Source organism: Nocardioides sp. JCM 18999, assembly GCF_055391175.1.
The window spans coordinates 2892877-2914202 of the sequence record NZ_AP043887.1; the positions used below are offsets into that span (position 1 = coordinate 2892877).

A 21326-nucleotide genomic window follows, 5' to 3' on the forward strand; every position below is an offset into this window, starting at 1 on the left:
GCCCTGCCGATCAGGCACGCTGGGCGGCGACCAGGTGGCCGTGCACCACGGAGCGGTCCTGGGTGCGGTAGAGCTCGGAGCAGGTGATCAGCGTGATCAGGGCGCGCTTCGCCGTCGCGCGAGGCCGGTCCGGGACCGGTTGGACCACGCCGGTGTCCTGGTAGCCCACCGTGAGGTCGGTCCCGCCGTCGTCGAGCACGTAGGTGAACACATCCGTCCGGGTCTCGACGATCACGCGGTCCCCCGCCCTCAAGGAGGGGAAGTCTCCGAACGGCTGACCGCGGGTGACCCGGTGGCCGGCGACGGCGAAGTTGCCGACCTGCCCGGGTCGGGCCGTGTCGGAGAAGTGGCCGACCCCGGAGGCCAGCTGGTCGTCGGCGACCCCCTGGATGACGGGCACCTCGAAGTCGGGGCCGAAGCGTGGGATGCGCAGGATCGCGAAGCCCTCGCCGATCCGCACCGGATCGTGCGTGGCGTCACCGGTGCGGTCGGACCAGCCGTCCTGCAACGCCCCGACGACGCTGCGTTGGCGGTGGTGCGAGACCAGGTCGGTCCCGATGAGCTGCCAGCCGAGGAAGCCCAGGAGGAGCAGGATCACCAGGGTCAGGACCCCCGAGACGCGGCGCTCGGGACCGCGCCGCCCCTCCGACTCCCTCACCGGACCATCTTCGCCCATCGGAGCACGGGAAAGCCCGGTGGGCGGCCCCAGGGGACCACCCACCGGGCTCCGGTGGTGCATCACTACTTGACGGTGACCTTGAGGGTCTTGCTCACCGCGGTGGTCGTCGCGGAACCGCCGTAGGAGATGGACAGCGTCTGCTTGCCCTTCTTGGCGAACTTCTTCAGCTTCACCGTGGCCTTGCCGCCCTTGAGCGTGGCCGAACCGACCTTCTTGCCCTTCAGCGTGACCGTCACGGTGCCGGTGGGTGCTCCAGCGGCGGACGTGACCGAGACCGAGAGCTTCGGAGCGGTCTTCTTGGCCTTGATCGTCTTCGGCGCGATCGTCGCCGAGCTGATCGACGCGGCGACCTTGGCGACCGTCACGGTGCTGGTCGTCGAGCTCGCCAGAGCTCCGTAGCGTCCCGCGTACTTGAGCGTGAGCCGGTGCGATCCGACCGGAAGCACGGGCAGCTTCACCGAGCCGTGGCCGGCACTGAACGTGCTGGTGCTGAGGACCTTCGCTCCGTCGAGAACGTCCACGGTGCCGGCGTCGACACCCTGGACGGCGTAGGAGAGGACTGCACTCTTGGCGAACGGGGTCACCGTGGACGGAGCGGAGATCGAGGTCGTTGCAGGAGCGACGATCGGGATCGGGTTCGCCAGCAAGGAGCCGTCGACAGCGTCGGGCAAGGTGCAATCGAGTCGGGCGTAGTAGTCCTGGTGACCAGCCGTCGGGTCGTTCGCGTCGACGGACCCGTTCAGGAGGGTTGAGAACGCGGTGAAGGTGTGCGGCATCTGGAGAGTGGCGGACTGACCAGCGGCGGACGCGGGCACGTCGATCTTCGCGACGGTGCCAGCCGTCGGCACCAGCCAGGGGCTCTCCGGAACCATGGCCGAGCCCGCGGCCTTGCCGGGGATCGGCGCGTTGTCGACGCGAAGGTCGTTGATCGGCACATCCGTCCGATGACCTGCCACCGTGAAGCCGATCGACGAGTCGTCGGAGTACCCGTCGAGACTGCGCGACATCCCCGGGGTGTTCGCTCCCGAGAGCTCGATGTTCCACCCGCCACCGGTGAGGATCGCTGTCGCGTTCCACAGGTTGTCGTCGAGGTGAAGCGTGATGGTGGTCGGGGTCGGCGCGATCGACTGTCCTGCGTACACGGTGCCGGGGACGGTCGACTGAGCCCGAACGTTGACGACGAACGGGAAGTTGGGGTCGTTCGCGATCTCCATGGGGTCGTTCTTGTTCAACGCTGCGAACAGGTTGCACTTGTAGTCGAACGACTTGTCGATCGAGACCGTGCCGGACGGCGTGTCCGCGTTGGCGGGAACGCCTCCCAGCGCGAAGGCCGACACGGTGCCGGCTGCGAGAGCGCCGACGGTCAGCGCGGCGAGACGCCGCATGGGCATAGCAGTAGCCACAGGTTTTTCCTCCCTAGTAGCACCGGCGGCCTCCCTTTTGCCCCCTGGTGCAACAGTGAGTTTCACACTGTGTGACGGGCACCACAAGCCGCAATCGTAAATGCCAGTTACATTACGCGCAGAAGCGCCAGAATTAGGGACTTTGGTCCCGGGTGCTCAGTCGAGCAGCTCGGAGGCCTCGAGCCACTCGAGCTCGAGCTGCTCGCGCTCGTCGAGGAGCTTCTGCAGCTGGGCGCCGAGGTCGGCCAGCTTCTCGTAGTCCCCGCTGTTGGCTTCGAGGTCGGCGTGCAACGCGGTCTCCAGCTCGGCGATCTTCGCCAGCCGACGATCCACCCGGGCGACGGTCTTCTTCGCCTCGCGCTCCTCGGCGGAGCCCTTCTTGGCCTTGCCGCTCTGCGTGGCACCGGACGTGCTGCCGGCCGCGACCGACGCCGAGGCCTGGACCGGAGCCGCCGAGGCCGCGCGCCGTTCGAGGTACTCGTCGACCCCGCGGGGCAGCATCTGGATCTGGCCGTTGCCCATCAGCGCCCAGATCGAGTCGGTCACCCGCTCGAGGAAGTACCGGTCGTGGGAGACCACGATCAGCGTGCCGGGCCAGCCGTCGAGGAAGTCCTCGAGCAGCGTGAGGGTCTCGATGTCGAGGTCGTTGGTCGGCTCGTCGAGGAGCAGCACGTTGGGCTCGGCGAGGAGGAGACGGAGCAGCTGCAGCCGGCGGCGCTCACCACCGGAGAGGTCGCCGATCCGGGTGATCAGCCGGTCCCCGACGAAGCCGAACCGCTCCAGCAGGCTGGTGGCGGTGATCTCCTTGCCGTCGGCGGTGCGGTTGACCCGCCGGATGTTCTCGACGGCGTCGAGGACGCGCTCGGTCGGGTCGACGTCGTCGAGCTGCTGGGTCAGGTGCGCCAGTGAGACCGTCCGCCCCGTCTTCACCTTCCCGACCTTGGGCGCCAGGGTGCCGTCGAGCAGGGCGAGCATCGAGGTCTTGCCAGCACCGTTGACCCCGACCAGGCCGATCCGGTCGCCGGGGCCGATCCGCCAGGTGGCGTGGTCGAGCAGCTGCCGCTCCCCGCGGAACAGGTCGACGTCCTCGACGTCGATCACGTCCTTGCCCAGGCGCTGGGTGGCGAACCGCTCCAGCTCCAGCTTGTTGCGCGGCGGCGGCTCGTCGGCGATCAGCTCGTTGGCGGCATCGATGCGGAACTTCGGCTTCGAGGTGCGGGCCGGGGCACCGCGGCGCAGCCAGGCCAGCTCCTTGCGCATCAGGTTCTGCCGGCGCTGCTCCGAGGCCGCGGCCTGCCGCGATCGCTCGGTCTTGGCGAGCACGAAGGCGGCGTACCCGCCCTCGTAGACGTCGACGGCGCCGTCGTGCACCTCCCACGTCCACTGGCAGACGGCGTCGAGGAACCACCGGTCGTGGGTGACGACGACGAGCGCGCTGGTGCGCTGGGCGAGGTGGGCCGCCAACCAGGCGACGGCCTCGACGTCGAGGTGGTTGGTGGGCTCGTCGAGGATCAGCAGGTCGTCGTCGCCGAGCAGCAGCTGTGCCAGGGCGCATCGCCGGCGCTCGCCGCCGGAGAGCCCGTCGACGCTGCGCTCCAGGGGTACGCCGGCGAGGAGCACGTCGACGACCTCGCGGGTGCGGGAGTCCGCGGCCCACTCGTGGTCGCTCATCCCGCGCAGGACCGCCTCGCGCACGGTGTGGGTGTCGTCGAGCTGGTCGCCCTGGTGCAGGTAGGACAGCAGCAGCCCCCGCTGCTGGGAGACCCGGCCCTGGTCGGGTGACTCCATGCCGCTCATCACCTCGAGCAGGGTGGTCTTGCCGTCGCCGTTGCGGCCGACGATGCCGATCCGGTCCCCCGCGTTGACCCCGAGCGAGACGTCGTCGAGGAGGGGGCGGATCCCGTAGGACTTCGAGACGTGCTCGAGGTTGAGGAGGTTCAGTGGGGCAGCCATGAGGCAGCCAGTGTCTCAGGCGTGGGAGATAACCGTGCAGCCGGCGACGGGGGCGGGAGCCAACCAGTGCGCGACGCCCTCCTCGCTGAGCGTGCCGGCGGCCATGCGGGCGGCGTCGCGGTCGGCGAAGAGCGCCAGCTGGGTCGGGCCGGAACCGCTGAGCAGCACCGCGTCGGGCCAGAGCCGCTCCAGCCGCTCGCGCAGCACCACCAGGTCGGGGCGGAGGTCGTAGGCGGCGACGGCGAGGTCGTTCTCCAGGTCGGGGGTCAGCGCCAGCACGTCGCCGGCGGCGAGGTCGCCCAGCAGCGAGGTCGGGATCGCCGGCTGGAACGCCTCGAGCAGCTCCTCGGCCACCATCATGTCGAAGTGCTTGTAGACCGCCGGGGTGGACAGGCCGATCTCGTGCGGCACCACCAGCCACCACATCTCGCTGGTGTCGATCACGGGCTCGACGACCTCACCGCGTCCGGTGCCGATCGCGGTGCCGCCGATCAGGGCGAACGGGACGTCGCTGCCGAGCTCGGCGGCCAGCGCGAGCAGGTCCTCGTCGCTGGTGTCGAGGTCGAAGAGCCGGTCGACCGCGACCAGGGTCGCGGCGGCGTCGGCCGATCCGCCGGCCATCCCGCCGGCGACCGGGATGCCCTTGTGGATCTCCAGGTGGGCGGCGAGCTCGTCGCGGCCGTGGTGGGCGGTGAGCAGCCTCCCGGCACGGATCGCGATGTTGGTCTCGTCGTCGGGGACGGTGGTGAGGTCGATGTTGGCGTCGGCCACGGTGTGCACCGACCAGCCCTCGCCGTCGGCTGCCGGGGTGGCCGTCACGTCGTCGTACAGGCCGATCGCCTGGTAGACGGTCGCGAGCGGGTGGAAGCCGTCCTCGCGGACCGGCCCGACCCCGAGGTAGAGGTTGATCTTGGCCGGTGCCCGCACGGTGACCGCCGTCATGCGCCTGCTCCGGCAGCGACCGCCTCGGCGAGTCGGACGAAGTCGTCGATGGTGAGCTGCTCACCGCGGGTGAGCGGGTCGATCCCGGCCGCGAGCAGGTGGGCCTCGGTCACGCCGTGGCCCTTGAGCGCCCCGCGGAGCGACTTGCGTCGCTGGGCGAAGGCGGCGTCGATCAGCGCGAACACGGTCTCCCGGCTGACGTCGGTGGTCGGCGGGGGCCGGTGCCGCCAGAAGACGAGTCCGCTGTCGACGTTCGGGGCGGGCCAGAACACGTTGCGCCCGATCGCGCCGGCTCGGCGGACCTCGGCGTACCACGCCGCCTTGACGCTGGGCACGCCGTAGACCTTGGAGCCGGGAGCGGCGGCGAGCCGGTCGGCGACCTCGGCCTGCACCATCACCAGGCCCTTCTCCAGGGTGGGCAGCAGGCTCATCAGGTGCAGCAGCACCGGGACGCTGACGTTGTAGGGCAGGTTCGCGACCAGGGCGGTGGGCGCCGGGCCGGGAACCTCGGTGACCCGGAGCGCGTCGGCGTGGACCAGCTCGAAGCGGTCGACGGCGTCGGGCGCGAAGTCGGCGATCGTGCGCGGCAGTCGGGAGGCGAGCAGGTCGTCGATCTCGATCGCGGTCACGTGCGCGCCGGTCTCGAGGATCGCCAGGGTGAGCGAGCCGAGCCCGGGTCCGACCTCGACCACGACGTCGTCGGCTCCGACGCCGGACTCGCGCACGATGCGGCGCACCGTGTTGGCGTCGATGACGAAGTTCTGGCCCTTCTGCTTGGTCGGGCGCAGATCGAGCTCGGCGGCCAGGGACCGGACCTCGGCGGGACCGAGGAGTCGCAGGTCGGGCATGAGGGACAGGCTATCGGCCCGGGGGCCGAAGCCGGGTGTCAGCGGGGAAGGCCGAGCTTGGCGGCGCAGCCGGGCCAGGCGCCGTAGCCGCCGGCGGCGTCACGCAGCTTGGTGGCGACGCGGATCTGCTCCTCGCGGCTGGCCTGGTCCGGGCGGCCGCTGCCGCCGTTGGCGCGCCAGGTGCCGAGGTTGAACTGGAGGCCGCCGTAGTAGCCGTTGCCGGTGTTGATGTGCCAGTTGCCCCCGGCCTCACAGCCGGCCAACCGGTCCCAGACACCACTGCCGGTCTCGAGCGGACGCTGCTTGGTGCCGACCAGGACCAGCTCGTCGACCGGCTCGCGGGTGCGGGTGGCCTTGACCAGGTCCTTGTCGATCACCTCGCCGTTGCGGCGGGTCAGGTCGTACGTCGCCGTACGTCGTCCGGTGACTCCGGCACGGGTCACCTTGGACTCACCCTGGTAGAGGTCGTCGGAGGCGGTCTCGACGCGCTCGAAGTCGACCTTCTCGGTCCGGGTGACGGTGCTGTGCAGCTCGAGCTTGGTCCAGGTCCGGGCGTTGTCGGCGTCGAAGACGCGCTGGGACGAGATGCTGCCGAGCGCGCTGGTCGGCGCCGCGCGGCGCGACGTCGAACGGGACAGGGCCGTGTCGCGCTCCGCACCGGCGGTGCCGGCGGAGGGGGCGATGGTGAGCGAGTCCGCGGAGGTCTCGGCCGCATCGTTCGGGGCGTTCGAGCCGCCCAGGACGACGACGCCCAGCGCGACCACCGCGACGGTGAAGGCGCTGACGATCACCGCGATTCGGGCCTGAATTCCGTTCCACATGGGATTCGAGGCAACGTGAGGATCTGCCCGAATGCAAACTCGGGACCGGGTCCCAGGCGGGGCGTTGTGACCTATTTCACGCTCCCGCGACCGCCGAGTCCCGGGTTTCGGGGTGCCGAGTCGCGGGTTCTCGTGCTAGATCCAGCGCGAGAACCAGATCCGCTTGAGCCACTCGTCGTGGGTCAGCAGGCCGTTGGTGTAGATCGGCCAGAACCAGGCGAAGTTCGCCACCACGAGGATGGTGAACACCCCGACCACCACCGCCCCGACGGTACGGCGCCGGCTCGGTCCGGCCGGCCCCAGGATCACCCCGGCGGTCAGTGCCAGGGCGACCACCATGAACGGGATGCAGGCGATCGCGTAGTAACTGAAGATCGGCCGGTCGTCGTAGGTGAACCACGGCAACCAGGTCGTGGCGAGCCCGATCACGGGGACCCCGAAGCGCCAGTCACGTCGACCGACCCACATCACCAGCGCGAAGACCATCGCCACGGCGCCGCCCCACCACAGCGCCGGCGTGCCGAGCAGCAGCACCTGGCGCAGGCAGTCCGACCCGGACGGCGCCTCGCAGACCTCGCCGTCGCTGGTCGCACCGGGCTGGATGCCCGTGTCGGCGGCGACCCCGACCGGGCGGTTGAGCAGCAGCCAGCCCGCCGGGCTGGAGGCGTAGGTGTGGGTGGCGCACTGCAGGAAGTGGGTGTGGAAGGTCCACACGTCCTGGTGGTAGTACCAGAGGCTGCGCAGCGACTGCGGGATCTCGGCGAGCCCGGTCGCATCCGGCTCCGTCGCGGTGGGCCACTTCGCCGACTCGTCGGGGTTGTCGGCGACGTACGTCTGGTCCTGGCAGTGCCCCTCGCCGGTGTAGTGCGTGTACTGGGTCGAGGAGAGGTGCTTCTCGTAGGTCTCGGAGTTGGCCAGCCAGCCGCCCCAGCTGGCGACGTAGACGAACGCGGCGACGAGGACGAGGTAGCCGAACGCCGGCAGCCCGTCGGACACGGCCGACTTGGGCAGCGCGCCGCGCACCCCGAAGGAGCGCCGCGCTCCCGCGCTCCAGATCCAGACCATCACGCCGAAGGCGGCCAGGGGGTAGAGCGCACCCCACTTGGTGCCGACCGCGAGTCCCCAGAGCACGCCGCTGGCGAGCAGCCACGGCCGCCACAGGATCCGCGGGCCCCAGGCCGAGGCGGCGGCGACCGGAGCGTCGAGCCGGGCGGCCAGGCGGGCACGGAACCAGTCCCGGTCGGCGACCAGGCAGGAGACGGCCGCGGTGATGAACAGCGCCAGGAAGATGTCGAGCAGCGCGAGCCGGGAGAGCACGAACTCGAGGCCGTCGAAGCAGAGCAGCACCCCGGCCAGGCAGCCGAGCAGGGTGGAGCCCGACAGCCGGCGGGTGAGCCGGATGACGACGAAGATCAGCATCGCGCCGGCGAAGGCCGACGCCATCCGCCAGCCGGTCGGGTCCATCCCGAAGAGCTTCTCCCCCACCGCGATCATCCACTTGCCCACCTCGGGGTGGACGATCATCTCCGGGGTGTCCTTCCAGATCCCGGTGAGGGTGCCGTCGAGGATCTTCTGGTTGGCGTCCTCGATGTAGTCGCGCGCGTAACCGAAGTGCAGCAGCGACCAGGCGTCCTTGGCGTAGTAGGTCTCGTCGAACTCGAACTCGTGCGGGGTGCCGATCCGCCACAGCCGCAGCACGAACGCGGCGGCGGTGATCACGATCGTGGCGCACCAGCCGACCACCGCGTCGTGACCGGCGATCGAGCTGCGGGCGCGCTCCCAGGCGGTGGGCTCGGGAAGGCCTTCGGCCTTGGCGATCGGCTCGACCGGCTCACCATCGATCAGCAGGGTCACACGAATCACCCTAGCGACGGCCTCTGGGAGGATGCCCGTATGGATGGAGTGCTCGTGCTGGCCGCCACCCCGATCGGACGGGTGGAGGATGCTCCACCCCGCCTCGGCACGGAGCTGCTCGCCGCCGACGTGATCGCCGCCGAGGACACCCGCCGGCTCAAGCGACTGCTGGGCGACCTGGGGATCGAGCCGACCGCGAAGGTCGTCTCCTACTTCGAGGGCAACGAGTCGGCGCGGACGCCGTTGCTGCTCGAGGCGCTGCTCGCGGGGCAGCGCGTGATCCTGGTGACCGACGCCGGGATGCCGTCGGTGTCCGACCCCGGGTACCGGTTGGTGGCGGCCGCGGTCGAGGCCGACGTACGCGTGACGGCGGTGCCCGGCCCGAGCGCGGTGCTGACCGCGCTGGCGGTCAGCGGGCTGCCGGTCGACCGGTTCTGCTTCGAGGGGTTCCTGCCCCGCAAGGCGGGCGAACGCTCGCGGCGCCTGGCCGGCCTGGCCACGGAGGAGCGCACGATGGTCTTCTTCGAGGCACCGCACCGCACCCACGCCGCCCTGACCGCGATGGCCGAGGCGTTCGGCGACGATCGCCCCGCCGCGGTGTGCCGCGAGCTCACCAAGACCTACGAGGAGGTCGTGCGGGGGCCGCTGGCCGAGCTGGTGTCGTGGGCGTCGGAGGACGTCCGCGGCGAGGTCACCCTGGTCGTCTCCGGGTACGTCGCCGGGGAGATCGACACCTCCCCCGAATCACTGATCGCCCTGGTCGCCGATCTCGAGGCCGACGGGATGACCCGCAAGGAGGCGATCCTCGAGGCCGCGAAGCGCGCCGGCGTGCCCAAGCGCGACGTCTACGACCTGATCCACCGGGACCACTGATGACGCGCGATGGTTTTCCTCCGGTCCCCGAGCCGCTCCCGCACCCGGTCGTCGACAACCACTGTCACCTCGACATGGGGCGCGACGGCCTCCAGCTCGATGTCGACGAGGCGATCGCGACCGCGGCCTCGGTCGGGGTGACCCGGTTCGTGCAGGTCGGCTGCGACCTCGCCAGCTCACGCTGGGCGGTCGAGGCCGCCGTACGCCATCCGGAGATCGTCGCTGCGGTCGCGCTTCACCCCAACGACGCCCCGCACCACGGTGCCGGGCTCGACGCGGCGCTCGACGAGATCGAGGCGTTGGCCGGGGCTCACGCCGGCGTGCGGGCCGTCGGCGAGACCGGGTTGGACTTCTTCCGGACCGGGCCTGAGGGGATCGCCGCGCAGGAGTACAGCTTCCGGCGGCACATCGACATCGCGTCGACGCACGACAAGACGCTGCAGATCCACGACCGCGACGCGCACGACGCGATCCTGGACGTGATCGACTCCGCCGGTGCCCCGGAGCGTTGGGTGATGCACTGCTTCTCCGGCGACGTCGACGTGGCGCGACGCTGTCTCGACCGTGGCGCCTACCTGAGCTTCGCGGGGACGGTGACGTTCAAGAACGCACCGCACCTGCGCGAGGCGCTCGCGATCGCGCCGCTGGACCGGATCCTGGTCGAGACCGACGCTCCGTTCCTGACGGCGATGCCGCACCGGGGCGCGATCAACAGCCCCTACCTGATCCCGAACACGCTGCGCGTGATGGCCGAGGTGCGCGGCATGGACCTGGGCGAGCTCTGCGCGGCGATCGATGCGAACACCAGCGCTGCCTTCGGCGGGACCTGGGGCGCCACCGCCTGACTCAGCCCTGGAGGCGGGCGTCCACCTCGACGGGGGCGAGGACGTGGTCCAGCGCCAGTGCGGCGCAGCCGACCAGGCCGGCGGCGTCGCCGTGGGCGGCGGGGAGGAACTGCAGGTCGCGGGTGGCGAAGGCGGTGGAGCGGGCGTAGACGCTCTCGCGCACCCCCGCGGCGTAGACGTCGAACGCCTGGCCCATGTCGCCGCCGATCACGACCACGTCGGGGTTGAGCAGGTTGATCGCGATCGCGATCACCTCGCCGACCTGACGACCGCTCTCGCGCAGCAGGCCCCGCGCGATCGCATCGCCGGCTAGGGCCGACGCGACGAGATCGCGGACGTGACCGGCAGCGACGCCGGAGTCCTTGAGCGCGTTGACCAGGGCCCAGCCGCCGGCGATCGCCTCGAGGCAGCCCTCACCACCGCAGCGGCACGGCACGCCCGCCGCACGGTCGACCTTGGTGTGCCCGATCTCGCCGATCGCGCCGCGCGCGCCCGTGAGGACCGCGCCGTCGGCGATCACGCCCATGCCGAGGCCGGTCGAGGCCTTCACCACCAGCGCGTTGCGGTGCGCGTCAGGGACCAGGAGCTCCGAGCGCGCCAGCACGTCGGCGTCGTTGGCCAGGAAGATCGGCACGCCGCCGAACCCCGCCAGGTACGGCGCCAGGTCGGCGCCGTCCCAGCCGCGCATGACCGGGGAGTCGATGCTGATCAGCCGGGCGGCATCGACCACGCCGGGCAGGCTGATCCCGATCCCGAAGACAGGGGCGTCGACCTCCTCGACCAAGCCGGCGAGCCGGGTGGCGACCGCGGGCATCAGCTCCTCGGGCGAGATCCCCGGCCCGTGGTCCTGCGTGTCGGAGGCGATCTCACGGCCCACCAGGTCGAAGAGCCCGACCTGACTGCGGCTGCGGCCGATCGCGACGGCGAGCACCACGCCGGCAGCGTGGTTGAACACGAGGGCACCGGCCGGTCGGCCTCCGGTCGCGGTCAGCTCGGCACCCACGACGAGCAGGCCGGCGTCGACGAGTGCGTCGACCCGGGAGACGACCGCGGTGCGGGAAAGACCGGTCAGCCGCCGGAGGTCGGCACGGGTGGCGGCATCGCCCCCGCGGATCAACTCCAACATCGCACCAGCGCTCGGCATCTCGGACATGGGCTGCATCATATTCACACCCGTTCGGTTTGATAAAGACATAAGTAGGTATTGCACCAAACCTATAGACATGCAATGGTGGACGTATGGTTGTTGTCGCACCCTTGAACCCCACCGTGCTTGCGGTCACCGAGCGCCTTCGCGAGCGCTCCCGAGGGACCCGTGGCGCGTACCTCGCCAGCATCCGCGCGGCCGCTGAGACCGGTCCGGCGCGTGGTCGTCTGGGCTGCGCGAACCTGGCCCACGGCTTCGCCGCGTCCGAGCCCACCGAGAAGGCGTCGCTGCGCGTCGTCTCCCCCGGGGCCAAGCCGAACGTCGCGATCGTGACGTCCTACAACGACATGCTCTCCGCGCACGCCCCCTACGCCGAGTACCCGCCGATCCTCAAGGACGCGGTCATCCGCAGCGGCGGCATCGCCCAGGTCGCCGGTGGCGTCCCGGCGATGTGTGACGGCATCACCCAGGGCCGCGCCGGGATGGAGCTCTCCCTGTTCTCGCGCGACGTGATCGCGATGTCGACCGCTGTCGCGCTCTCGCACGACATGTTCGACGCCTCCCTGATGCTCGGCGTGTGCGACAAGATCGTCCCCGGACTGATGATCGGCTCGCTCGCATTCGGCCACCTCCCGACCGTCTTCGTCCCGGCCGGGCCGATGAGCTCGGGCCTGCCGAACAAGGAGAAGGCCCGCACGCGGCAGCGCTTCGCCGAGGGCAAGGCCAGCCGCGAGGAGCTGCTCGAGGCCGAGGCGGCGTCGTACCACGGTCGCGGCACCTGCACGTTCTACGGAACGGCCAACTCGAACCAGCTGGTGATGGAGGTGCTCGGGCTGCACCTGCCGGGCGCGTCCTTCACCCCTCCCGACACCGACCTGCGCGAGGCGCTCAGCCGTGCCGCCGCGGCCCGGGCCACCGAGCTCGCGCTCGAGGGGGGCCCCGGTATCGGGGAGCTGGTCGACGAGGCCGCGATCATCAACGCCTGCATCGCCCTGCTCGCCTCGGGCGGCTCGACCAACCACACCCTCCACCTGGTCGCGATCGCCCGCTCGGCGGGGATCCAGCTGACCTGGGAGGACCTGTCCGACCTCTCCGCGGTCATCCCGCTGCTCGCCCGGATCTACCCGAACGGCTCCGCGGACGTGAACCACTTCCACGCCGCCGGCGGGATCGGCTTCCTGATCCGGACGCTGCTCGAGAGCGGTCTGCTGCACGACGACGTCGAGACGGTCCTCGGCCGCGGCCTGTCGCGCTACACGGTCGAGCCCCGTCTGGCCGACGACGGCACCCTGACCTGGGTCGAGGGCACCGCGGTCTCCCACGACGAGGACGTGCTGCGGCCGGCCACGCGGCCCTTCCGCGCCGACGGCGGCCTGCGGGTCCTCACCGGCGCCCTCGGCACCTCGGTGATCAAGACCTCCGCGGTCGGCGACGAGCACCGGGTGGTGACCGCTCCTGCGATGGTCTTCGACGACCAGGCCGACTTCCTGGCCGCGTTCAGCGAGGGCCGCTGCGAGCGTGACCTGATCGCCGTCATCCGCTACCAGGGGCCGGCCGCCAACGGGATGCCCGAGCTGCACAAGCTCACCCCGGCGCTCGGTGTCCTGCAGGACCGCGGCTACCAGGTCGCGATCGTGACCGACGGCCGGATGTCAGGCGCCTCGGGCAAGGTCCCCGCCGCGATCCACCTCACCCCCGAGGCCGCGCTCGGCGGCCCGCTGGCGCGGGTCACCGACGGTGACCTGATCACGGTCGACTCCGTGGCCGGCACCCTCGACATCCACGTCGACGCCGCCGAGTTCGCCCGCCGTCCCGCCACCGGCGCCCCGCCGGTCAACACCGTCGGCACCGGTCGCGAGCTGTTCTCGGTCTTCCGCGCCTCGGTCGGTTCGGCCGACACTGGTGCTTCCGTCTTCCCCCTGATCACCCCCGTCGAGGAGCCCGCCCATGTCTGACCGTTCACTGCTCTCCCTGGCCCCCGTGGTTCCGGTGGTCGTGGTCGCCACGGCGGCCGAGGGCGTCGGCGTCGCCCAGGCGCTCGTCGCCGGCGGCATCAAGGTCATCGAGATGACCCTGCGCACCCCGGCGGGCCTGGAGGCGATCCGGGCGATCGCCGACGAGGTCCCCGACATCGTGGTCGGCGCCGGCACCGTGACCAGCCCCGAGCGGGCCAAGCTGGCCGCCGAGGCGGGCGCCCAGTTCCTGGTCTCCCCGGGCGCGACGCCGACGCTGCTCGGCGCGATGACCGACACCGGGCTGCCCTTCCTGCCGGGTACGGCGACGGTCTCGGAGGTCCTCGCGGTGCTGGAGACCGGCGTCACCGAGATGAAGTTCTTCCCGGCCGAGGCCTCGGGCGGTGCGGCGTTCCTGGGTTCGCTGCCCACCGTCGTCCCCGACGCCCGGTTCTGCCCCACCGGCGGGATCACGCTGGCCAGCGCACCGACGTACCTCGGCCTGGCCAACGTCGGCTGCGTCGGCGGCACCTGGCTCACCCCGAAGGCAGCCGTCGAGTCCGGTGACTGGGCGACGATCACCCGGCTGGCCGCCGAGGCCGCCGCGCTGGGCTGAGCTGGAGCGAGTCGGCCGACTCAGCGAGTCGTCGTACTCGAAGCGGGCGTTGCGATCGCGACGCCCGCTTCGGCGATTTCGGCGGTCCACAACGTGAAGGTGCCGTGGAACGCGATGCCGATGCTCAGCAGGGCCATCCCGACCCCGAACCAGATGGCCAGCTCCTCAGCGGCCTCCTGCGGGTCGACCACCCGGTCCATGCGGTCAGGCAGCATTGCCGTCTCCCCGGTCCAGGGGCCGCTCCTCGGCCCGTCGATGTCTCCATCGGCCGGAGGGGCGTGCGGCTGAGCCGCGGGGCTACTTGCCGACGAAGCGGTCGATCAGCGCGCCCGTGGCCTCGGTGCCGGAGATCGTCGAGATGGTGTCGGCCTCCAGGTCGAGGTGCTCGGACAGCGACTGGGTCCAGGACCGCTGCACGAGCTGCCGGACGTGGCCGAGCGCGTGGGTGGGCCGGGCGGCGAGCTTGCGCGCGAGCTCGTCGGTGGCCGAGGCGAGCTCGTCGTCGGCCACGACGTGGGAGACGATGCCCAGCTCCAGCGCCCGCTGGGCGTTGACCGGCTCCGAGAGCATCAGCAGCTCCATCGCGGTGCGCTGCCCGACGATGCGGGGCAGCAGCCAGGACATGCCGCCGTCAGGGGTGAGCCCGACGCTGGTGTAGGCCGTGACGAACTTGGTCGAGGCCGCGGCGACCGCGAAGTCGGCACCCAGCACGTAGGAGAGCCCGATCCCGGCGGCGGCGCCGTGCACCTGGGCGATCACCGGGATCTCGAGGTCCTGGAGCGCACGGACAAGGGCGTGTCCCCCGTCGGCCATCGCGTGCACGACGCCAGGGCGGTCCTCGGCGCCGGCCATCTCGGCGAGGTCGCCCCCGCCGCAGAAGCGGGGCCCGGCCCCGGAGAGGATCACCACGCGCGCCGACGGATCGGCGGCGACCCGGGCCACGGCCTCCGTCAGCGCCGCCCCCATGGCCGAGTTGAGCGCGTTGGCGGCCTCGGGCCGGTTCATCACGATCCGGGCGATGCCTTCGGTGACGGTGTACTCGACCAGCATCTGATGACTCTCCTCGCGACGTACGGACTCGGGTCCGGACTGTACTCGCAGCGTCGGGCGGAGAAGTGACCAGGTGAAATGACCAGAGGGCGGTCCGAGTGGACCGCCCTCTGTGACTCGGGTGGAGGTAAGGGGATTCGAACCCCTGGCCTCTTCGATGCGAACGAAGCGCGCTACCAGCTGCGCCATACCCCCGCGAGTGCGTGGACGAGGCTAGCACCGCCCGCCCGGCCCCCTGAAATCAGGCCCCGCTTGCGCGCCGTTCCTGCTCGATCTCGCCGGTCCCACGGACCGCGTCGGCCTCCCGCGCCAGGGCGGTGTCTGCCTCGGTGCGACCCGAGGTCCACACCCCGGTGGAGTCGAGGTCGATGGTCGTGATGCTGCGTCGGGCCGCCGGCTTCGAGACGTACGTCGGCAGCGGCGCGTTGACCGGATCCCAGGTGCCTGCGGCGGGGATCGCGGGGAGGTCGGTGGTGTCGTCGTCCTGCAGCGAGACGACGACGTCGCCCGGCGCGACCTCCGCCGACGGAACCTCGGCCGTGACGAAGGCGGGGGTCGACGGTGCGGAACCCGGGTTGCGGCGCGCGGCGCGCTCCTGGGTGACCATCAGCCGGCAGGCGACCAGCCAGGCGACGACGAGGGCCAGCGGGACCAGCAGCCAGAGCCAGCTGATCACGCTGCCGGCGGCGGTGGCGCCGACGGCGGCCGTGAGGAAGACGAGGGCGCCGAGGACGCGACGACGGCGCTGGGCGGCGACGGCGGCCGCCGTCCGGCGGGACGGGGCCGCACCGTGGCGCAGGTGGAGCCGACCCGACTGGGTGGTCTCCATGACGGAGTCGTGATGCTCGAGCCGGACCTCTTCGACGATCACCTCGAGCGGACGCTCGGTGATCTCGGTGGCATCGGTGCCCGGCAGCGCGGGCTGGGCGGCCTGCGGCTCGACGGGAGCGACCTTGGCGGGCTTGACCAGCGTGGTCGTGCGGCGGCTGATCGCCTCGCGGCGCGCCAGGATCCGGATCCGCTCGGAGAACGTGGTCACGTTCTTGGCGCGCGCACCGGCATCGTGATGTTCCAGTGCCTTGGGGACGAGGTAGGCGGCCCACGCCACGGCGAGGGCGACGAAGATCAACGCACTGGGGTCCACGGGACGAGCGTAGGAGTGCGAGCGCGGGTCACCACGGACGTGTTGTGGTGTGTCGCAAATTGCGCATGAGGTTTATGTGACTCGTGTGATCAGACCGCCGGGTGGCCACTCCTCGCGAGTGATCGCGAAGTTCATGTGGTCACGCCACTCACCGTCGATGTGCAGGTAGCGCGGCGAGTAGCCGACCTGCCCGATCTCGAGCTTCTCCACCACCCGCAGCGAGTTCTCGTTCTCCGGTCGGATCGAGATCTCGATCCGGTGCAGACCCGCGGCGAAGCAGTGGTCGATCACCAGCGCCACCGCCCGCGGCACGACCCCGCGGCCGGCGTAGGAGACGTCGATCCAGTAGCCGATCGAGGCGAACAGGGCCGAGCCGCGGACGATGTTGGAGACCGTCACCTGACCGGCGAAGCGGCCGTCCACCTCGATCGCGAAGGGCAGGGCGGTGCCGGCGCGGGCGGCCTTGCGCTGGCGGCGTACGAGGGCGGTGAAGGTCGCCGGGCGGCCCTCGCCGTTCGGGGGCACGGTCGCGTCCCAGGGGGCGAGCCACGCAGCGCTGCGGCGTCGGGCGGTCGCCCAGGCGACGGCGTCACGCATCGACAGCGGTCGGACCCGGACGTCGCCGGACTCCAGGGTCGCGGGCCAGAGCGGCACTCGTGGGCCGCTCACTGCGGGTGGTCCCCACCGCGCAGCTGGGCGACCGCGTGCTCCAGGACCGGACGCAGCACCTCCAGGGCGTCGGTGACCCCACCGCGCGAGCCCGGCAGGTTGACCACCAGGCACTCCCCGATGGTGCCGGCCAGCCCGCGCGAGAGCATCGCGGTCGGGACGCCGTGGGCGAGGCCGGCCGCCCGGATCGCCTCGGCGATCCCGGGGACCTGGCGGTCCAGCAGCGGCGCGGTGACCTCGGGGGTCTCGTCGGTCGGGGTCAGCCCGGTCCCACCCGTGGTGAGGACGACGCTGGCCCCGGACATGACGTGCGTCGAGATCGCCTGCGCGACCGCCTGCCCGTCCGGGACGACGGCCGCGTCGGGCACGGTGAAGCCGAGGCCGGTGAGGAAGTCGACGATGAGCGGGCCGGTGAGGTCGGCGTAGATCCCGGCGGCGGCCCGGTTGGAGGCGACCACGACTCCGCCCCGCATCCGGCTCCCCGAGCTCACGACCGGGTCCATTCGCCCGACCGGCCACCGGACTTCGACTCGATCCGCAGGTCGGTGATGACGGCACCCCGGTCGACGGCCTTGACCATGTCGACCACGCTCAGCGCCGCGACGGAGACAGCGGTGAGCGCCTCCATCTCGACCCCGGTCCGGTCGGCGGTGCGCACCGTCGCGGTGATCTCGACCGCGTCGTCGGCCACCACCAGGTCCACGTTGACCCCGCTGAGCGCGATCGGGTGGCACAGCGGGATCAGGTCCGGGGTCCGCTTGGCGCCCATGATCCCGGCGATCCGGGCCACGGCGAGCGCGTCACCCTTGGGCACGCCGGCACCGCGGAGCAGCGCGACCACCTCGGCCGAGACCAGCACCCGCCCGGTCGCCACGGCCGTGCGGGCGGTGACGTCCTTGGCGGTGACGTCGACCATGTGCGCCGCCCCGGAGTCGTCGAGGTGGGTCAGACGGGACTGCTCAGTCATCGAACTCCAGGACCTCCACCTCGTCCCCGGCCGCCAGGGAGACGACCTCGTCGGGGACCACTATCAAACACGTGGCGATCGCGAGGTCGCCGAGCAGGTGGGATCCTGCCCCGCCCGCCAGCGACACGACCGGGCCCTCGGCGTCCTGGCCGAGCACGCCGCGCAGGTACTGCCGCTTGCCCGCCATCGACCTGACGGGCTCGGTCAAGCGGGCCCGCACTGCGGGCTTCTCCACCGGCGCCAGACCCATCAGGCGCTGGATCGCGGGACGCACGAACAGCTGGAAGGAGACCCACGCCGAGACCGGGTTGCCGGGCAGGGTGATGACGGGGGTGCGGTCGGGGCCGACGTACCCGAAGCCCTGCGGCTTGCCGGGCTGCATCGCGACCGGGCCGAACCAGACCCCGCGCTCGCGCAGCGCCTCCTTGACCACGTCGTAGTCGCCGGCCGAGACCCCGCCCGAGGTGATCACCAGGTCGGCGCGGACGAGCTGGTCCTCGAGCGCCTCGAGGAACGCGTCCGGTTGGTCGGGGACGATCCCGACCCGGTAGGCGATCGCTCCGGCCGAACGGGCCGCGGCGGCGAGCAGGTAGGAGTTGGCGTCGTGGATCCCGGCCGGCCCGAGCGGGGTCCCGGGTTCGGCGAGCTCGCTGCCCGTCGAGAGTACGACGACCCGCGGCCGTGGCCGCACCGGCACCGTGGCATGCCCGCAGCCGGCGAGGAGGCCGATCTGGCGGGGTCCCACGACGGTGCCGGCGGACAGGATCACGTCACCGGCGACGACGTCCTCCCCGGCACGTCGGATGTGGCGTCCGGCCTCGGTGGGCGCGGCCAGGATCGCGACGTGTGCCTCACCGCGGTCGGTCTGCTCGTAGGGCACCACGGTGTCGGCCCCGGCCGGGATGGGCGCACCGGTCATCACCTTGGCCGCCGCGCCGCGGGGCAGGGCGAGCAGGGTGGCCGCGCCCGCGGCGTTCTCACCGACCACCGGCAGCCGCACCGGGCTCGTCTCGGAGGCGGTGGCGACGTCGGCGAAGGAGACGGCGTAGCCGTCCATGGAGGAGTTGTCGAAGCCCGGCATCGAGACCAGGGCGGTCACCTCGGCGGCCGCCGCGAGACCGTGGGCCTCGAGCAGCGGCATCGGGTAGGCGGGGAGCGGGACCAGGTCAGCCAGGATCCGGCTGCGGTGCTCCTCGACTGTCAGGGGCGCGTGCGGGGCCTCGCCCACGCCGTCAGACTCCGGCCGGAGGTGGGGTCAGGACCGCACCGGCGTCGACTCGCATGCCACCGCCACCGGCGACCTCGACCTCGCCGATCACCTGGACGCCGTGGCCGAAGGTGACGTCACCCTTCACCTTGAGGCTGGAGGCCTTCCGCAGACTGGGGGTGCCCTCGGGGAACCGCTTCTCGAAGTCGGCGACGACCCGGTAGTAGGCGCTGTCGAGGTCGATGAACGGGACCTCGTCGCAGACCTGGTCGAGCCGGAAGTCGGCGCCCATGTCGTAGACGTCGCTGCGCAGCACCAGCAGGTCGTTGGTGGTCTTCACCGGGACGAACCGGTCCCGACCGACCTCGATCAGCTGGGCGCCCTCGAAGACCTCGATCGCGGCACCCATCGCGGTCTCGATCTGGATGACCTCGGGGCTCGACGGGTCGGCGGGGTCGACGTGCTTGACGTTGCGGATCAGCGGCAGCCCCAGGATCCCGCGGCGGGCGTCGAGGGTGTCGCGCATCGCGTGCAGGTCGAACCAGAGGTTGTTGGTGCTCATGTACCGGTGCCGGCTCAGGTCGGCCAGCGCGGCCAGGTCGGCCTTCGCGGTTTGGGCTGTCTCGCGCAGCACGATCCGGCCGTCGGACTTGCGTCGGGCGAAGTGACCGCCCTTGCGGTCGCTCACGGTGCGCTCGACGGCCTCGATCGCGAACGGGGCGCCGCTGCCGGCGAACCAGCCGGCGACCCGCGGGTCGGGCACGGCACCGAGGTTGTCGGAGTTGGAGACGAAGACGTAGCGGAAGCCCTCGGCGATCAGCTGGTCGAGCAGGCCGGTGCCGCGCAGGGCGGTGTAGAGGTCGCCGTGGCCGGGCGGACACCACTCCTGGGAGGGGTCCTTCGGCCAGGAGACCGGGGTCAGGTCGTCGGCGCGCAGCTTCGGCTCGCGGTTCTGCAGGAACTCCAGCGGCAGACCCTCGGTCGGCAGCTCGGTGTAGCGCGCCAGGGCGGCCAACGTGTCGCCGCTGGTGCGGAAGGAGTTCATGAACAGCAGCGGCAGCGCGGCGCCGTACTGCTCCCGGAGGTGCAGCACCTGGCGGGCGGTGACGTCGAGGAACGAGAGTCCCTTGCGCACGCACAGCAGGCTCTTCGCCCGGTCCATCCCCATCGAGGTGCCCAGGCCGCCGTTGAGCTTGATCACGACGGTGGCGCGCAGGGCGTCGATGGCGGCGGTGTCGTCGACCTCGACGTCGGCGAGGGCGGGCATCGTGACGGGTTCGATCGTCGACTCGGGGATCATCCCGGTCTCACCGAGCTCCACCAAGCGGTAGTAGTGAGCGAACGTCTCCACCGCGACGGTGTCCACTCCGGCTTCCCGCATCTTGGCGGTCGCCATCTGCAGGCCTGCGCTACCCATAAGGGGGATCGTAAGGTGATCCGGTGAGTGAGGGGGAACCGAACCCGGCAAAAACCGCGGTACGTGATCAGTTCCTCACCCGTCGCCGTCGGCGTTCGCTGGCCGAAGTCGGCCTGGCCGGGCGCCAGATCGCCGCCGCGGCGCTCGCCCATCCGAGCGTACGGCGGGCCGCGACCGTGGCCGTCTACGTCTCCATCGGCACCGAGCCGGGGACCGGTGAGCTCCTGGATGCGCTCCGTGCAGCCGGGAAACGGGTGCTGCTCCCCCAACTCCAACCCGACAACGACCTGGACTGGGCGGTGTACGACGGCACCCTCGCCTCCGCGCGGCGCGGCCTGCTGGAACCGCCCGGCGCCGGCCTGGGACCGACGGCGATCGGCGGCGCGGATCTCGTCCTCGTTCCCGGCCTCGCCGTCTCACATCGTGGTGAGCGCCTGGGCCGGGGCGGCGGTTCCTACGACCGCGCGCTCGCCCGGGTGCCGCTCGGCACCGACGTCTGGATCGTGCTGTACGACGACGAGGTCGGTGTCGACGTACCGGTGGAGGCGCACGACCGACCGGTCACCGCAGCCCTCACCCCGGGCGGCGTCGTCGCGCTGGACTAACCACGCTCGCGATTGCGTTGGTACCTTTGGCACTCGAACTCAGCGAGTGCCAGCCAGCGAGGCCCAGAACGGAGCGAATGTGCCGACCTACCAGTACGCCTGCACCGAGTGCACCCACGCCTTCGACGAGGTGCAGTCCTTCAGCGACGCCGCCCTGACCGAGTGCCCCCAGTGCGAGGGCAAGCTCCGCAAGGTGTTCAGCGCCGCCGGTGTCGTCTTCAAGGGTTCCGGCTTCTACCGCAACGACTCGCGCAGCAGCAGCTCGTCCAGCTCAAGCTCGTCGAGCAGCTCCAGCACCGCGACCTCGACGTCGAGCGCGTCGAGCGCTTCCTGA

22 protein-coding genes and 1 tRNA gene are annotated in these 21326 nt (G+C 71.4%); 6 read left to right on the plus strand and 17 right to left on the minus strand.

All coding sequences use genetic code 11. The annotated features are described in order from the left end of the window. Positions 1–10: 10 nt before the first annotated feature. The 7 genes from ACZ5J1_RS14285 to ACZ5J1_RS14315 form a co-directional block, all read right to left on the minus strand. Positions 11–658: a class E sortase gene (locus ACZ5J1_RS14285; RefSeq protein WP_464559914.1), complete on the minus strand. Its 648-nt coding sequence runs from the start codon at positions 656–658 to the stop codon at positions 11–13. Positions 659–741: 83 nt separating this feature from the next. Next, entirely contained in the window at positions 742–2064 is a 1323-nt protein-coding gene (locus tag ACZ5J1_RS14290) for a DUF6801 domain-containing protein (protein WP_464559916.1), read from the minus strand. 174 nt (positions 2065–2238) lie between these two features. Next, positions 2239–4035 carry an ABC-F family ATP-binding cassette domain-containing protein gene (locus ACZ5J1_RS14295; RefSeq protein WP_464559918.1) on the minus strand — a complete coding sequence of 599 codons (1797 nt, stop codon included), beginning with the start codon at positions 4033–4035 and terminating at the stop codon, positions 2239–2241. A 15-nt stretch (positions 4036–4050) separates the two neighbouring features. Next, positions 4051–4977: a 4-(cytidine 5'-diphospho)-2-C-methyl-D-erythritol kinase gene (locus tag ACZ5J1_RS14300; protein ID WP_464559920.1), complete on the minus strand. Its 927-nt coding sequence runs from the start codon at positions 4975–4977 to the stop codon at positions 4051–4053. Next, positions 4974–5825, minus strand: coding sequence for a 16S rRNA (adenine(1518)-N(6)/adenine(1519)-N(6))-dimethyltransferase RsmA (rsmA, locus tag ACZ5J1_RS14305; protein WP_464559922.1), 852 nt, complete (start codon positions 5823–5825; stop codon positions 4974–4976). The genes ACZ5J1_RS14300 and rsmA overlap by 4 nt, the downstream gene beginning before the upstream one ends. Positions 5826–5863: 38 nt before the next feature. Beyond that, entirely contained in the window at positions 5864–6646 is a 783-nt protein-coding gene (locus ACZ5J1_RS14310; RefSeq protein WP_464559924.1) for a transglycosylase family protein, read from the minus strand. A 135-nt stretch (positions 6647–6781) separates the two neighbouring features. Further along, complete coding sequence (locus ACZ5J1_RS14315; protein ID WP_464559926.1) at positions 6782–8500, minus strand: dolichyl-phosphate-mannose--protein mannosyltransferase; 1719 nt, start codon at positions 8498–8500, stop codon at positions 6782–6784. A gap of 39 nt (positions 8501–8539) precedes the next feature. Here ACZ5J1_RS14315 and rsmI point away from each other — a divergent pair, with 39 nt between their 5' ends. Further along, complete coding sequence (gene rsmI, locus ACZ5J1_RS14320) at positions 8540–9373, plus strand: 16S rRNA (cytidine(1402)-2'-O)-methyltransferase (protein WP_464559928.1); 834 nt, start codon at positions 8540–8542, stop codon at positions 9371–9373. Further along, entirely contained in the window at positions 9373–10218 is an 846-nt protein-coding gene (locus ACZ5J1_RS14325; protein WP_464559930.1) for a TatD family hydrolase, read from the plus strand. The genes rsmI and ACZ5J1_RS14325 overlap by 1 nt, the downstream gene beginning before the upstream one ends. A 1-nt stretch (position 10219) precedes the next feature. Here ACZ5J1_RS14325 and ACZ5J1_RS14330 read toward each other — a convergent pair whose 3' ends face one another. After that, entirely contained in the window at positions 10220–11371 is a 1152-nt protein-coding gene (locus ACZ5J1_RS14330; protein WP_464559932.1) for an ROK family protein, read from the minus strand. An 86-nt stretch (positions 11372–11457) separates the two neighbouring features. On the opposite strand from ACZ5J1_RS14330, the gene edd reads away from it, so the two are divergent. Next, complete coding sequence (gene edd / locus ACZ5J1_RS14335; protein ID WP_464559934.1) at positions 11458–13320, plus strand: phosphogluconate dehydratase; 1863 nt, start codon at positions 11458–11460, stop codon at positions 13318–13320. Next, complete coding sequence (gene eda / locus ACZ5J1_RS14340; protein ID WP_464559936.1) at positions 13313–13933, plus strand: bifunctional 4-hydroxy-2-oxoglutarate aldolase/2-dehydro-3-deoxy-phosphogluconate aldolase; 621 nt, start codon at positions 13313–13315, stop codon at positions 13931–13933. Before edd ends, eda begins: the two co-directional genes overlap by 8 nt. Before the next feature lie 20 nt (positions 13934–13953). Here eda and ACZ5J1_RS14345 read toward each other — a convergent pair whose 3' ends face one another. The 9 genes from ACZ5J1_RS14345 to ACZ5J1_RS14385 form a co-directional block, all read right to left on the minus strand. Continuing rightward, positions 13954–14148 (minus strand): hypothetical protein, encoded by a 195-nt coding sequence (locus tag ACZ5J1_RS14345; protein WP_464559938.1) that lies wholly within the window; start codon positions 14146–14148, stop codon positions 13954–13956. An 82-nt stretch (positions 14149–14230) separates the two neighbouring features. After that, on the minus strand, positions 14231–14983 hold the full coding sequence (locus ACZ5J1_RS14350; RefSeq protein ID WP_464559940.1) for an enoyl-CoA hydratase/isomerase family protein: 753 nt from the start codon (positions 14981–14983) through the stop codon (positions 14231–14233). Between the two features lie 122 nt (positions 14984–15105). Continuing rightward, positions 15106–15178: transfer RNA gene (locus ACZ5J1_RS14355), tRNA-Ala, on the minus strand. A 46-nt stretch (positions 15179–15224) separates the two neighbouring features. Continuing rightward, complete coding sequence (gene sepX / locus ACZ5J1_RS14360) at positions 15225–16127, minus strand: divisome protein SepX/GlpR (protein ID WP_464559942.1); 903 nt, start codon at positions 16125–16127, stop codon at positions 15225–15227. A 72-nt stretch (positions 16128–16199) separates the two neighbouring features. Further along, complete coding sequence (locus ACZ5J1_RS14365; protein WP_464559944.1) at positions 16200–16781, minus strand: GNAT family N-acetyltransferase; 582 nt, start codon at positions 16779–16781, stop codon at positions 16200–16202. 11 nt (positions 16782–16792) lie between these two features. Beyond that, complete coding sequence (locus ACZ5J1_RS14370) at positions 16793–17287, minus strand: MogA/MoaB family molybdenum cofactor biosynthesis protein (RefSeq protein ID WP_464559946.1); 495 nt, start codon at positions 17285–17287, stop codon at positions 16793–16795. Next, positions 17284–17763, minus strand: coding sequence for a cyclic pyranopterin monophosphate synthase MoaC (gene moaC / locus ACZ5J1_RS14375; RefSeq protein ID WP_464559948.1), 480 nt, complete (start codon positions 17761–17763; stop codon positions 17284–17286). Before moaC ends, ACZ5J1_RS14370 begins: the two co-directional genes overlap by 4 nt. Further along, positions 17756–18991 (minus strand): molybdotransferase-like divisome protein Glp, encoded by a 1236-nt coding sequence (gene glp / locus ACZ5J1_RS14380; protein WP_464559950.1) that lies wholly within the window; start codon positions 18989–18991, stop codon positions 17756–17758. Before glp ends, moaC begins: the two co-directional genes overlap by 8 nt. A 4-nt stretch (positions 18992–18995) precedes the next feature. Continuing rightward, a complete protein-coding gene (locus ACZ5J1_RS14385; RefSeq protein WP_464559952.1) occupies positions 18996–20387 on the minus strand; it encodes a UTP--glucose-1-phosphate uridylyltransferase in 1392 nt (463 codons plus the stop codon). A 23-nt stretch (positions 20388–20410) separates the two neighbouring features. Here ACZ5J1_RS14385 and ACZ5J1_RS14390 point away from each other — a divergent pair, with 23 nt between their 5' ends. Next, positions 20411–20992 (plus strand): 5-formyltetrahydrofolate cyclo-ligase, encoded by a 582-nt coding sequence (locus tag ACZ5J1_RS14390; protein WP_464559954.1) that lies wholly within the window; start codon positions 20411–20413, stop codon positions 20990–20992. 79 nt (positions 20993–21071) lie between these two features. Further along, the gene (locus tag ACZ5J1_RS14395) at positions 21072–21326 is read left to right on the plus strand and encodes an FmdB family zinc ribbon protein (protein ID WP_464559956.1); all 255 of its coding nucleotides are present in this window, start codon (positions 21072–21074) and stop codon (positions 21324–21326) included.